The organism is Tolypothrix sp. VBCCA 56010 (assembly GCF_050875635.1).
Taxonomy (GTDB): domain Bacteria; phylum Cyanobacteriota; class Cyanobacteriia; order Cyanobacteriales; family Nostocaceae; genus Hassallia.
The window spans coordinates 1-12682 of the sequence record NZ_JBPAOH010000188.1; the positions used below are offsets into that span (position 1 = coordinate 1).

Consider the following 12682-nt stretch of genomic DNA (forward strand, 5'->3'; position numbering starts at 1 on the left):
CTGTACCTGTACCAGTTGCACCTGTGCCAGTTCCATAAGTGCCTGTACCTGTACCTGTACCAGTTGCACCTGTGCCAGTTCCATAAGTGCCTGTACCTGTACCTGTACCAGTTGCACCTGTGCCAGTTCCATAAGTGCCTGTACCTGTACCAGTTGCACCTGTGCCACTACCTGTACCAGTTGCACCTGTGCCAGTTCCATAAGTGCCTGTACCTGTACCAGTACCAGTTGCATCTGTGCCAGTTCCATAAGTCCCTGTACCTGTACCTGTACCAGTTGCATCTGTGCCAGTTCCATAAGTCCCTGTACCTGTACCAGTTGCACCTGTGCCTGTACCTGTACCAGTTGCACCTGTGCCAGTTCCATAAGTGCCTGTACCTGTACCAGTTGCACCTGTGCCATTACTTGTACCAGTACTTGTACCAGTTGCACCTGTGCCACTACTTGTACCAGTACCAGTGCCACTACCGCTACTTGAACTGCCAGTTTGAGCAGAAACAGAAGCAGGTAAAGATATAGAGGCTAAACTGACGGCAAAGACACCAGCCAAAACGGTTTTAGATAAGTCAAAAGGCTTCATGTTTATTTTTTCCTTTAAAGTTTTGGATTTCTTGAGATTATTGATTGGAGAAAACGGCGATATCAATTTAATCAGCTTTATTAAATATTATGAACTTATGCGAAGTTCGGCATCTTACTTAAGTTATGCAAAAGAAAGTTTTCAAATATTTGAATAAATATTGTATAGGCATTGAGACAATTAAACAAAATTCTTTCTTTGTGCATAAATATTAGCTAGCGATCGCGCTTTGGTCACTTGCTGCAACCATCTGATGGTTGATATTTGATATTGTTTCGAGAACTGACTGCAAGTTGAAAACCAGACAAGCAAGCTTCAAGCTCAGGACACTCTTCACACTTAAGTTCTTTTCCTGGATTCTTACACCCACAGGGAGGATTTATGAAACATTCAGAAGGATTTTTAGGTGTAAATGATTTTTGGAAGATAAACTGTAAAGCCGCTTCTTGTAAACAAAAAATAATGTCTCGCGTTATCATAAAATTTATCCTTTGAATATATTAATAATTTAGAATCAACTACGCAAAAAAATATTGCCAGTTCCTTAATTTTTGTAGCGATAATTCATGAATTATCGCTACTGACGATATGTTTTGCGCTCATTTCTGAGATAATCTAATTTCTGTCAGGCAATAATAATATATTGCACCAGCCAAGAAAATCTAGCTTATAAAGAGGTACAAACGCTAATTAGCCACACTAAGAGTCCATGCCGAAATGATGTCTTCTATGACAACTTCTCTTTTCTGAGAATTTGCATTTTCAGCTACTAGGACTTGAAGCGTTGTTGTATAGACGTTATCGATTAATTGGTGTCCATAACCGATCACTTTGCCCAGATATCCATTTTGTTGATTTAGGACGTAATCTCCAATGTTAAACATAATTGCCTCTCCAGCCTTCATAGAATTTATTGATGATGTTTATACATTCTCTATGGCTTTGCAAGTTACAACTTCATACTAAAAGCATGTCTTATATCAAACTTAAGGAGTATTTTTATATTTATTTTTATTATAAATATTTTTTAATTAAAAGTATTTTGTTATACAAATATTATTTACAAAACACGCATCTCTGCCTATGGGAAGATATTTTAAACACCACAGAAATAGAAAACTGTTACCTTTATTGTCTAGAACCTATTTCCACTGCGATTAACTGATAACTGTAATTTAACTACAATCATCCTCGCGCTGATTACCGTTTTTATCGCGTTTGAGACTTTCTTCTAGAGCTTGAATTTGCTCGCGACGCGCTTCTAACTCTAAAGATCGACGCGCTAGTTCTTGGTTTTGCAAAGTTAAAGATTGGCGCCACTGTTCTGCTCTTTCGGCTTCTTGATGCAAAAATTCCGGAGTGATGCCAGTGGTGAGGTAGGTTTGTACCAGATCCATTACCCAATTGGTGGCATCTTCGAGTCTTTCGATGTCTCCTGTGGAGGAAAGCTCAACTAAAACGAGCAATTTCTCACTTATAGAGCTGCCTTTTCCCAGGAGAATGATAGATTCTTCTGGGATTATCGCCCAAAAGCTATCAGCTTCCTGACGTGCCAACAAACGCAACTCGTGCTGATTGAGAAATTTGTTTTTATGCACCTGGGCTAGATAGAGCATGATGGTAAAAGTTAAAAGTTAAGAGTGAGGAGTGAGGAGTTTTAAGTTTTGAGTTTTGAATTAAAAACAAAATTCAACTCATAATTTCTGTACAGACGCGACCGGTCGCGTCTCTACAACTCCTAACTCTCAATGCGTAGTTATGCTAAACCACGCAGGCGATCGCGCAAAATTTCTGCTTGTTTTTCAGCTTCTGCTAAAGCATCCCGCGTTGCTTGCACTACCTCAGCTGCGGCTTTATCCACAAATTTGGGATTATTTAACCGGGTAGTGAGCGAGTTAATTTCCCCTTCTATTTTGCTGAGGCGTTTTTGTATTTTGCCACTTAATGCCTCTATATCTACCACACCCGTTAGAGGAAGTAGCACTTGTACTGTACCAAATACCCCAGCGATCGCTTCAGTAGTCTCTTGTGGCTGTGGTGATTTTATTAGCCGCATGTTAGTCTCAGTAGTGGGCTTGAACCACGCACCCCATAACTTTTGTCTAGCCTTAGCCATGACTAAATTTTGGCTGACAAACCAAGTCGTGTAAACAAGACCAACCATTTGAAAGAAAGTTCCTAATAAAGGAATGTCGTTAATTTCATCCGCAACAACGAAAGCCAACCGAGTAAAAACAAGTACCACAATAATCAAACCAATTGTCTTCAAACCTCTTAGAGAATTTTCCGCAACTACGGTTTGTTGATGTTCGTCGGCTATAGTTAAAGTTTCAACCTTTGCCAAATCTTTAATATAAGACTGTCCTGCGGTAAGAATTTGCCGTTCTTTTGCGCTGTCGCTTTGCAAATTCACCGTTACCTTCACCCCTGGCTTAACATCCGCTTCAGCTCGCAAATTCCGAATTGTGCGGATAGTACCAATCAGCAGTTCAAACTGTTCCTCTAAGTTGGGATCGATTAAATTTGTCTCTACCTCTGGATAGCTTTGTAAAGATATCGTTTGCGGTGAATTTTCTGGTTGTTGGGTGAGAGTTTGCCAAATTTCCTCAGTGATGTGAGGCATTAAAGGATGAAGTAGTTTTAAAATGCCTTCCAGAACATACGCTAAGGTTTGCTGTGCGACTTTACGCGATGCAGGATCGGCATCTTTTTGCAAGCGAGATTTCACCAATTCAATATACTGGTCGCAGAAGTCACCCCATATAAATTCGTAAAGTCCTTTTGCGGCTTCACCTAGTCCGTAGTTGTCGATGTGGTTCCGCGTTTGTTTGATTACTTGGTTGTAACGAGAGAGAATCCAGCGATCGCTTAATTCTATAGATTCTGGTTTACCCAATTGTTGGGGAGTTTGTTCATCCAAATTCATCATCACAAATCGGGCAGCATTCCACAACTTGTTAGCAAAGTTGCGCGATGCTTCCACCGATGCTGATTCATCCTTTTTGCGATCGTACTCCAAGCGGATATCTTGACCAGCACCCGCTACTTCCCGAACTAAAGTGTAGCGCAGAGCATCAGTACCATATTTGTCAATCAGTAACAGCGGATCGATGCCATTACCTTTACTCTTAGACTGCTTCTGCCCATTTTCATCCAACACTAACCCGTGGATGTAAACATCTTTAAATGGCATTTGCCCCGTAAAATGCCCACCCATCATTGTCATTCTGGCTACCCAGAAAAAGATGATATCAAAGCCAGTTACCAAAGTGCTGGTGGGGTAATAAGTCGCTAAATCCTGAGTTTGTTCGGGCCATCCCAAAGTCGAAAAGGGCCACAATCCCGCAGAAAACCAGGTATCCAACACATCTGGGTCTTGTTGTAGCTTGACATTTTCGCCAAATTGTGATTTAGCTTTATCCCATGCTTCTGCCTCTGATTTGGCGACTACAAACGGCGTATTGTCCTTGATTTCGCCGCCGGTTTCACTAACAGCGTACCAAGCGGGGATTTGATGTCCCCACCATAATTGGCGAGAAATACACCAATCTTTCAACTTCACCAACCAATCACGATAAACCTTAGTCCAGCGTTGGGGGACAAACTCTGGGGAATTTTTCTCATCGAGGAATGAGAGTGCTTGATCTGCGAGGGGGCGAATTTTGACAAACCACTGGGTAGAAAGCAGAGGTTCAATCGGGACTTTACCGCGATCGCTATAAGGAACACTATGCTTATAATCCTCCACCTTCACCAAAAAGCCCTCTGCTTCCAAGCGAGAAACCACATTTTTTCTTGCCTCAAAGCGGTCTTGTCCTTGGAACTCTCCAGCATTTTCGTTGAGAGTCCCATTTTTATTCATAATATTGATCAACGGCAAATTGTGACGCTTACCCATTTCAAAATCATTCAGGTCATGTGCCGGAGTCACCTTAACGCAACCCGTCCCGAAAGTTGGGTCAACAAACTCATCACCAATAATCGGAATTTCTCGCTTCATAATTGGCAAAGTCACAGTTTTGCCAATTAAATGCTTATATCTGTCATCATTAGGATTAACCGCCACAGCCGTATCACCCAGCATGGTTTCTGGTCGCGTCGTCGCCACCTCCACATCACCAGAATTATCCGTCAGCGGATAGCGGAAGTGCCAAAGATTACCATTAACCTCTTGATTTTCCACCTCCACATCAGACACCGCCGACTGCGAAGCCGGACACCAGTTTACCAAATACTCACCGCGATAAATTAGCTTTTCTTCGTAGAGTTGCACAAAAGCTTCTAAAACAGCTTTCGATAAACCCTCATCTAAAGTAAACCGTTCCCGCGACCAGTCAACCGAGACACCCAAACGGCGCAACTGATTAACAATCGCTCCCCCAGACTCTGCCTTCCACTGCCAAGCGCGTTCTAGAAACTTCTCACGTCCTAAATCGTAGCGAGTTTTACCCTCTGCCTTAAGTTGATTTTCCAGAATTGTTTGGACGGCGATACTGGCGTGGTCGGTTCCGGGTAGCCATAAGGTGTTGCATCCCTTCATGCGGTGATAGCGCACCAAAGTATCCATTAGCACATCCCCGAAGGCATGACCCATGTGTAAGCTGCCGGTGACATTTGGTGGGGGAATCACGATGCAGTAGGGTTCGCCACCTTTGTTGGGGTCTGCTTTGTAGATTTGGTTTTCTTCCCAAAACTTTTGCCATTTGGCTTCGGTGGAGAAGGGGTCGTAGAGACTGGGGAGATTTGAATTTGTTGCGGTCATGCTGGGAAAACTAAGGAAGATGGACTTTAATAAATTTTGCCATAGGGTTGGAGGAGGAGTTTATGGAAACGAACCGCAAAGACGCGAAGTACACAAAGGAAGAAGAAAGAAGGATGAGACAGCTAGGTGATGAGGTGGAGCAGTTAGCGTATGCTGTGATTGGTGCAGCGATTGAGGTGCATCGGCTGTTGGGACCTGGCTTTTTGGAGGAGGTGTATCATAAGGCGCTAAAGGTGGAATTTGAGATGCGGGGAATACCTCATAAATATAAGCATCCAGTAGCAGTAACTTACAAAGGACATCCCATTGGGGAGGGACAATTGGATTTTCTCGTTGGCGATGTTTTAATAATTGAATTGAAAGCCGTTCAAAACCTAGCCCCCATCCACGAATCCCAAGTAATGTCCTACCTGAAAATGACCAAACATCCCCTTGCCCTCCTCATCAACTTCAACGTACCCATCCTCAAACAAGGCATCAAACGCATCATCCTCTCTTCTTAACTCTTCCTTCGCGTCCTTCGCGACTTCGCGGTTCGTTTCATGAAAACTCCCACAACCTCACATTCCCCAATGTCCTACCTGAAAATGACCAAACACCCCCTTGCCCTCCTCATCAACTTCAACGTACCCATCCTCAAACAAGGTATCAAACGCATCATCCTCTCTTCTTAAATCTTCCTTCGCGTCCTTCGCGACTTCGCGGTTCGTTTCATGAAAACTCCCACAACCTCACATTCCCCCTGGACATTCATCCCCACCCTATACTTCGCCTCCGGCATACCATACATCATTATCAACAACGTTTCTGTAATTTTCTACAAAAAACTAGAAATAGACAACACCCAAATCGCCTTATGGACAAGCTTTCTTAACCTCCCTTGGGTTCTCAAAATGTTTTGGGGACCAATTGTAGACATTAACTCCACCAAAAGAACATGGATACTTACCACCCAATTCGCCATGTTCTGTTGCTTAACTTTAATAGCTTTCTCCTTACAACTGCCCAATTTATTTTTCATATCCCTAGCCGCATTAGCAATAGGAGCATTTATTTCCGCCACTTATGATATTGCCACAGATGGCTTTTATATGTTGGCTTTAAATAAAGAACAGCAAGCCTTTTTTGTCGGCATTCGTTCCCTTGCTTATAGACTGGCAATGTTTTTCGGCTTAGGCTTTTTAGTAATTTTCGCAGGTAAATTAGAAAAGCATCTCCAAAATATTTCTTTAAGCTGGACTATAGTTATTGCCTTTTCCGCTTTTATTTTAGCGATTATTTTTCTTTTTCATCGCCTCACTTTACCTTTGCCAGAAAATCAAAAAAATTACGAACCGAAAAATAATATTTCTTTTAAGCATGTCATCGTATCATATTTTCAGCAAGAAAAAATCGGTGTAATTATAGCCTTTATCTTACTTTATAGATTAGGCGAAGCAATGCTGCTGAAGTTAGCAAATTTATTCTTTTTAGATAAACCAGAAGTAGGCGGTTTAGGATTATCTACAGAAGATGTGGGTCTAGCCTACGGAACATTTGGCTTAATTTCCCTAATTTGCGGCGGTATTTTAGGTGGAATGTTAATTTCTCGATATGGCTTAAAAAAATGCCTTTTGCCGATGGCTTTAGCATTAAACTTACCTGATATATTTTATGTATATATGGCTTATGCTAAACCACCATTAGCATTAGTTTATCCCCTCGTTTCCTTAGAACAATTTGGATATGGTTTAGGATTCACTGCTTTTAGTGTTTATTTAATGTACATTTGTCAAGGCGAATATAAAACTTCCCATTTTGCTATATCTACAGGCATCATGGCTTTAGGTTTGATGCTTCCAGGAGCGATTAGCGGTTATATTCAACAACAAGTTGGATATTTATTATCTTTTATCATAGTTTGTCTACTGACTATTCCGGGAATGATAACTTTATTTTTTATTCCTTTGAATGAAGACGATTAGCATTTAGTAAAGCACATATATTGGTTTGAATCCAAAATTCTATGGGCTATGTTTTAGGTATTGATGGCGGTGGAAGCAAGACAGTTTGCGTTTTAATGCAAGATACAGGTGAAGTGTTAGGTCGCGGTGAAGCCGGATCGTCTAATTATCAAAATATAGGCATTGAAGCAACGCTACAGTCAATTGAATCCGCAATTGATGCAGCGAAAAATGAAGCTTTTAGCTCTATAAATTATATCACTATTAAAGCAATTTGTCTAGGTTTAGCCGGTGTTGGACGTGCAGCGGATATCGAAATTGTAAAAGCTTTGGTGCAAGATTTACAAAAGAGTAAATTACTACCTATAACTTGGGCTTTACAAGCATCTAATATTGTAATTTTTAACGATGCTTTGATTGCTTTAGTGGGGGGAATTGGTGATGATGTGGGAATTGTGGTTGCAGCCGGCACGGGTTCGATAGTTTTTGGACGAAATTCTCAGGGAAAGACGAAGCGAGTAGGTGGCTGGGGTTACATTTTAGGAGATGAAGGTAGCGCCTACAAAATTGCTGTTGCTGGTATGCAAGCTGCATTGAAGGCTTATGATGGACGTGAGATGTCAACGAGTCTTGTAGAGGCTTTCAAACAACATCTTAATCTGGCAAGTATAGAAGATTTAATAGAAGTAATATATCGGCGAGGTGGTGGTGTTAAAGAAATAGCTGCTTTAGCGCCAATTGTTGATTTTGCCGCCGCATCGGGAGATGAAGTGGCGAATAATATTATTGAAAAAGCTGTGCAAGATTTGGTGAAAGCTACTTCTACAGTTATTGATGCAATTTTTATTTCATCAGCTTTTGAGATAGTCACAACGGGAAGTGTATGGCAAGGTAGTTCTAAAATTCATCAGAGGTTTGCAGGGTGTATTGTCGCGAAGTTTCCTTCAGCAAAGGTGATTTTTCCTCGGAATGAACCTGCTTATGGTGCTGCTTTCTTGGCGTTGAAGAGTTTGGCAGGGGAAGGGGAATGAGAGAGCGATCGCTTTTATATAAAAATAAATGAGGAGTCGATTCAGCGATGTTTATATTATGGTCTATATGAGTAAAAATAAGATTCTTACTTGGGGTGATGTTGCTTACGCTGCAAGAATTTATACAGCAGTGTTTGACCATGAATGGGAAGCATTAGAGTGGATGTGGCAGTCATGGGAAATACTTATCCAAAGTGGACTTGCAAGTTATGAGAATAATACAGAACTTTGTCAAGTAGTACTTCGCTTTTTGGCTCTTGCTACCTTTTTAATTGAATTGTCTGATGATTGGTATGATGTTTATTACTATGAAGATGAATCTTGGTGTATTAATTTAATTAAACAAATTAAACTTGATGATTTTATTTGTAATTATTTAATTGAATATATTGATGATAAGTTAGGTATCAATATTCCTTTTGGAAGTGAATATCAAGACATAAAGAAAATGCTACAAAAATACCGTCTGCAAATAGAACCAATACTGCTCAATTCCTTTGGTGGCGAATTTCTCTTCGATAAATCTATATTGACAAGCATAAAACTAAGTAAATATGAAGATAATTGCTTGGAGGAAGAGTATGATTGTTACACTGATGATATTGAAAAAGACATTTTTTCACGAAAAATAGCAGAATTGACAAAACTTTATGAAGCAATAGAAAAAAATGATTATGGTTATGATTTTTCCGATCCCGGAACTAAAATTATACAAGACGCAATATTAATTAACGCAATTCCTACAGATTTACAGGAAATCGAAGAAGTTATGAGCGCGGCTGAACAACTAGCCCAGTTTTTTTCTTATCCTAAACCAAACAGAAAATACACTATTGGCAAATGCGCTGAAGATACAGGCTTTGAAGAAACAGATATAGAACGCTGGATACATGCAATTAACCGTAAAGGACAAGCGATTATATACGGTTCACCTGGAACGGGAAAAACATTCATTGCTGAAAAACTTGCCCAACACTTAATCGGAAGATATGGTTTCTCAGAACTGGTGCAATTTCACCCAGCATACTCTTATGAAGACTTCATTCAAGGTATTCGTCCCCAAAGTGAAGAAGGAAAATTAACATATCCGCTGGTTCCTGGTCGCTTTTTGGAATTTTGCAAAAAGGCAGAGTCTTATCAAGACACTTGCGTTTTAATAATTGATGAAATAAACCGTGCAAATTTAGCTCAGGTTTTCGGTGAATTAATGTATCTGCTAGAGTACCGTGAGAAAGAAATTCCCCTTGCTGGTGGTAACACCTTTCGCATCCCGAAAAATGTCCGCATTATTGGTACGATGAACACAGCAGATAGGTCTATTACCCAATTTGATTATGCACTCCGTCGGCGCTTTGCGTTTATCGAACTTCGTCCAAACTATGATGTGTTGCGACGGTATCACTTAAAAACTGGTTTTGCGGTTGAGGGGTTAATTGAGATTTTAAAGCGTTTGAATCAAGCTATTGGAGATAAAAACTACGAAATTGGTATTTCCTTTTTCTTAACAGACAACCTGCGTGAAGATATTGAAGACATTTGGTGCATGGAAATTGAGCCTTATTTGGAAGAATATTTTTTTAACCAGCTAGATAAAGTACAAGAATTTCGCTGGGATATAATTAAGCAAAATGGCGTTGCTGAATCATGGGATGATTCCGCGCCATTTTGAACAAGTTTTCAATGGTTTCAACCACCAATTCATCCCGCATTTATGCAACGCCAGCCAAATTTAAAGATATGAACCCAACACAAACAATAATTATTGAATTGACAGAATATGAAAAAAAATTATTTTCTGTTGACGAAATACCCAATTCAGCAGGGGTTGAGTTATATGAAAAATATAAAAATCAAGTAGATGTAGAATTTTCTAGCTATAAAACAGGCAATAAGTGGCAACTCAAAGCTAAAGGATGGGTAGGTTACATTCCTATAACTCCCGAACTTGCTCTAAAGCTCAATCCCAAAGTGCCTATTAAAAATATCTTTGGAATGCTGGAATATGCCTACAATCTGAAAAGTTTTCGCTTTCTTGAAGGGCTAATGGATTGCGAATCTTTAGAGGAATTTTACAATCATCTTGCTTATGTTTTAGCTCAAAAAATTCTAGAACGGTGTCGAAAAGGATTATATCGTACTTACTTGCCTAAAACGAAGCAGCTTGCTTATGTACGGGGACGACTAAATGTGCGAGAGTTAATTCAAAAGCCGTGGAATGTGCAACTTAAATGCTCTTATGAAGAACATACGGCTGATATTGTAGAAAACCAAATTCTTACATGGACACTTTTTAACATTGGTCGCAGCGGTTTTTGTTCAGAAAAAGTATCGCCAACAGTACGAAAAGCTTATCATACTTTACAAAAATTGGTGACGGTGCAACCTTGTAGTGTAAAAGATTGTAGCCAGCTTTACAACCGCCTCAATGAAGATTATCGAGTATTACACAATCTCTGCCGATTCTTTTTAGAAAACACTGTGCCAAGTCATCAAAGGGGAAATCACAATATTTTACCCTTTCTCGTCGATATGGCACGTTTATATGAACTTTTTGTTGCAGAATGGCTTAAGGCAAACTTGTCACCAGATTTAATTCTTAAGTCTCAAGAAAGAGTAAATTTAGCAGAAAATTTATACTTTAAGACAGACTTAGTGTTATACGACGCTTTAACTGCAAAACCTCGCTACATTCTCGATACTAAATACAAAACTCCAGCTAGTCCATCATCTCAAGATGTAGCGCAAGTAGTAGCCTACGCTGTCTCTAAAAATTGCCAAGAAGTAATTCTAGTTTATCCAACTTCATTAACTTCTTCTTTAGATAAATTCATTGGAGATATTCGAGTTCGCAACCTTACCTTTTCCCTAGATGATAACCTTGATCGCGCAGGTCAAACGTTCTTGCAAAAACTCCTCTTTTAATTTTTCTTCGCGCTCTTCTCTTCGAGACGCTAGCCTGCGGCAACGCCAAGGGCGAACGCGAACGTGTCTTTGCGGTTCGTTAAACAAAATCACCCATTCAGGTGAATTAACAGAGGAAAGTAGATGTGCGATCGCCTACTCTACTCTCAAAATAACAAAATATGTTAAATATATATTACACTTGTAACATGACTACATCTAACAAGAGGCAAAAAATGAACCACCTGGACTTCTAAAACCGGACTTGACGAACCCGGCAAATGGCATTCATGTCATAAATCTTATCGTCTACAAAATAGCCGAAGTTCTTCAAGCGTCCGGATATCTAGAACCAACAATTTGGCAATCTTCTCCCATCACCACAGTTGCCAATAACTTCGACAAGCTTTATATCCCTGCTAAAAGTTTATCTCGTTCTGCGAAATATACGCGCTACCTCAGCGATGGTAGGCTGTTAAGAACTCACACCAGCGCAATAATGCCAGAGTTACTTCCCCACTTAAAAGGGGAGCAACTCATCATACACCCAGGTATCTGTTATCGTCGCGATGTGGTGGATAAGCGTCATGTGGGTGAACCGCATCAAATGGATGTGTGGTGGATAAACCCGTGTAACGTCTCTAAAGTTAAATTAATCGAAAGCATTCTTTATGCAGTTCTTCCAAACGTAACTTACCGCTTGAATGAAACCGCACACCCCTACACTCGCAACGGTGTAGAAATTGAGGTGTTAGTTAATGGTAACTGGCTGGAAGTCGGAGAATGTGGCGAAATTCACCCAGGTTTACTGCAACCTGGTTACAGCGGTTTGGCATCAGGTTGGGGATTAGATCGTTTAGCGATGTTAATAAAAGGGATAGATGACATTCCCACAGTGAGAAAGCACCCATCCCCAAATTGCTAACCAGATGACGAACCTGGAACCCTATTGTTTGGTGTCCAATCAACCCAGTATCAACCGAGATATGTCAATTGTCACCCGGAGAGATACTGAATTAGAAGACATTTGCGAAAAGATACTTGAGGCGTTGGGTAATAATGCTGAACTATTAGAGTCAGTGGAATCCCCAGAGCGCTTACCCGCCTCAGGCAGCAATTGACCTAAATACCCACCGACACCAACTGAGCGCTAAGTCGCCAAAAGTGGGGCGGAAGTTGTGATCGGCGATCGCCAACACATTCATCGCCAATTACCAAAATAATCACAACTACAGACCTAACAGTAATGTGTGACAGCATCTTAACCCTCATCTGACCTTACTTTGTACTTTAGTTGCAGCTTGAGTTCTTTGATTTCATCAAAAAGTCGATTGGCTTTATGGTCGATTTTTTCTTCATTGGCTAGCAATGCTTGGGGAGAGTTGCCACTGTAACCCAAACCAGCTTTGGGAATCACAAGCATCTGCGGTGTTTGATACGCTCCCTCTCCAAAAATTTGAGCAAA

13 protein-coding genes and 1 pseudogene are annotated in these 12682 nt (G+C 40.5%); 8 read left to right on the forward strand and 6 right to left on the reverse strand.

Going from position 1 to position 12682, the window contains the following annotated elements; translation table 11 throughout:
- The 4 genes from AABK37_RS36335 to AABK37_RS36350 all read right to left on the reverse strand — a co-directional run.
- The coding region (locus AABK37_RS36335) for a hypothetical protein (RefSeq protein WP_432556307.1) at window positions 1-580 on the reverse strand (580 nt) is incomplete at its 3' end.
- A 211-nt stretch (window positions 581-791) separates the two neighbouring features.
- The gene (locus AABK37_RS36340) at window positions 792-917 is read right to left on the reverse strand and encodes a hypothetical protein (protein WP_432556308.1); all 126 of its coding nucleotides are present in this window, start codon (window positions 915-917) and stop codon (window positions 792-794) included.
- Between the two features lie 838 nt (window positions 918-1755).
- Entirely contained in the window at window positions 1756-2196 is a 441-nt protein-coding gene (locus AABK37_RS36345; RefSeq protein WP_432556309.1) for a hypothetical protein, read from the reverse strand.
- A gap of 140 nt (window positions 2197-2336) precedes the next feature.
- Window positions 2337-5342 carry a valine--tRNA ligase gene (locus AABK37_RS36350; RefSeq protein WP_432556310.1) on the reverse strand — a complete coding sequence of 1002 codons (3006 nt, stop codon included), beginning with the start codon at window positions 5340-5342 and terminating at the stop codon, window positions 2337-2339.
- A gap of 62 nt (window positions 5343-5404) precedes the next feature.
- Here AABK37_RS36350 and AABK37_RS36355 point away from each other — a divergent pair, with 62 nt between their 5' ends.
- The 8 genes and pseudogenes from AABK37_RS36355 (at window position 5405) to AABK37_RS36390 (ending at window position 12338) form a co-directional block, all read left to right on the forward strand.
- Window positions 5405-5845, forward strand: a complete 441-nt coding sequence (locus AABK37_RS36355; RefSeq protein ID WP_432556311.1) for a GxxExxY protein — start codon at window positions 5405-5407, stop codon at window positions 5843-5845.
- A gap of 69 nt (window positions 5846-5914) precedes the next feature.
- Window positions 5915-6016: pseudogene (locus AABK37_RS36360) on the forward strand (GxxExxY protein); the annotation flags it as partial.
- A gap of 39 nt (window positions 6017-6055) precedes the next feature.
- Window positions 6056-7306, forward strand: coding sequence for an MFS transporter (locus AABK37_RS36365; RefSeq protein WP_432556312.1), 1251 nt, complete (start codon window positions 6056-6058; stop codon window positions 7304-7306).
- A 41-nt stretch (window positions 7307-7347) separates the two neighbouring features.
- Window positions 7348-8316 carry an N-acetylglucosamine kinase gene (locus tag AABK37_RS36370; protein WP_432556313.1) on the forward strand — a complete coding sequence of 323 codons (969 nt, stop codon included), beginning with the start codon at window positions 7348-7350 and terminating at the stop codon, window positions 8314-8316.
- 67 nt (window positions 8317-8383) lie between these two features.
- The gene (locus AABK37_RS36375; protein WP_432556314.1) at window positions 8384-9985 is read left to right on the forward strand and encodes an McrB family protein; all 1602 of its coding nucleotides are present in this window, start codon (window positions 8384-8386) and stop codon (window positions 9983-9985) included.
- An 11-nt stretch (window positions 9986-9996) separates the two neighbouring features.
- A complete protein-coding gene (locus AABK37_RS36380) occupies window positions 9997-11238 on the forward strand; it encodes an McrC family protein (protein WP_432556315.1) in 1242 nt (413 codons plus the stop codon).
- A gap of 244 nt (window positions 11239-11482) precedes the next feature.
- Window positions 11483-12142, forward strand: a complete 660-nt coding sequence (locus AABK37_RS36385) for a hypothetical protein (RefSeq protein ID WP_432556316.1) — start codon at window positions 11483-11485, stop codon at window positions 12140-12142.
- Between the two features lie 4 nt (window positions 12143-12146).
- Complete coding sequence (locus AABK37_RS36390; protein ID WP_432556317.1) at window positions 12147-12338, forward strand: hypothetical protein; 192 nt, start codon at window positions 12147-12149, stop codon at window positions 12336-12338.
- 1 nt (window position 12339) lies between these two features.
- Here the strand turns inward: AABK37_RS36390 and AABK37_RS36395 are convergent, their stop codons facing one another.
- Window positions 12340-12477 carry a hypothetical protein gene (locus tag AABK37_RS36395; RefSeq protein ID WP_432556318.1) on the reverse strand — a complete coding sequence of 46 codons (138 nt, stop codon included), beginning with the start codon at window positions 12475-12477 and terminating at the stop codon, window positions 12340-12342.
- A gap of 1 nt (window position 12478) precedes the next feature.
- Window positions 12479-12682, reverse strand: a 204-nt coding sequence (locus AABK37_RS36400) for a hypothetical protein (protein WP_432556319.1), incomplete at its 5' end; no start/stop codon positions are given.

Coding starts and splice junctions, on each gene's coding strand:
- AABK37_RS36345 (WP_432556309.1), bottom strand. CDS start 2,196: ATGCTCTATCTAGCCCAGGTGCATAAAAACAAATTTCTCAATCAGCAC.
- AABK37_RS36350 (WP_432556310.1), bottom strand. CDS start 5,342: ATGACCGCAACAAATTCAAATCTCCCCAGTCTCTACGACCCCTTCTCC.
- AABK37_RS36355 (WP_432556311.1), top strand. CDS start 5,405: ATGGAAACGAACCGCAAAGACGCGAAGTACACAAAGGAAGAAGAAAGA.
- AABK37_RS36365 (WP_432556312.1), top strand. CDS start 6,056: ATGAAAACTCCCACAACCTCACATTCCCCCTGGACATTCATCCCCACC.
- AABK37_RS36370 (WP_432556313.1), top strand. CDS start 7,348: ATGGGCTATGTTTTAGGTATTGATGGCGGTGGAAGCAAGACAGTTTGC.
- AABK37_RS36375 (WP_432556314.1), top strand. CDS start 8,384: ATGAGTAAAAATAAGATTCTTACTTGGGGTGATGTTGCTTACGCTGCA.
- AABK37_RS36380 (WP_432556315.1), top strand. CDS start 9,997: ATGGTTTCAACCACCAATTCATCCCGCATTTATGCAACGCCAGCCAAA.
- AABK37_RS36390 (WP_432556317.1), top strand. CDS start 12,147: ATGACGAACCTGGAACCCTATTGTTTGGTGTCCAATCAACCCAGTATC.
- AABK37_RS36395 (WP_432556318.1), bottom strand. CDS start 12,477: ATGCTGTCACACATTACTGTTAGGTCTGTAGTTGTGATTATTTTGGTA.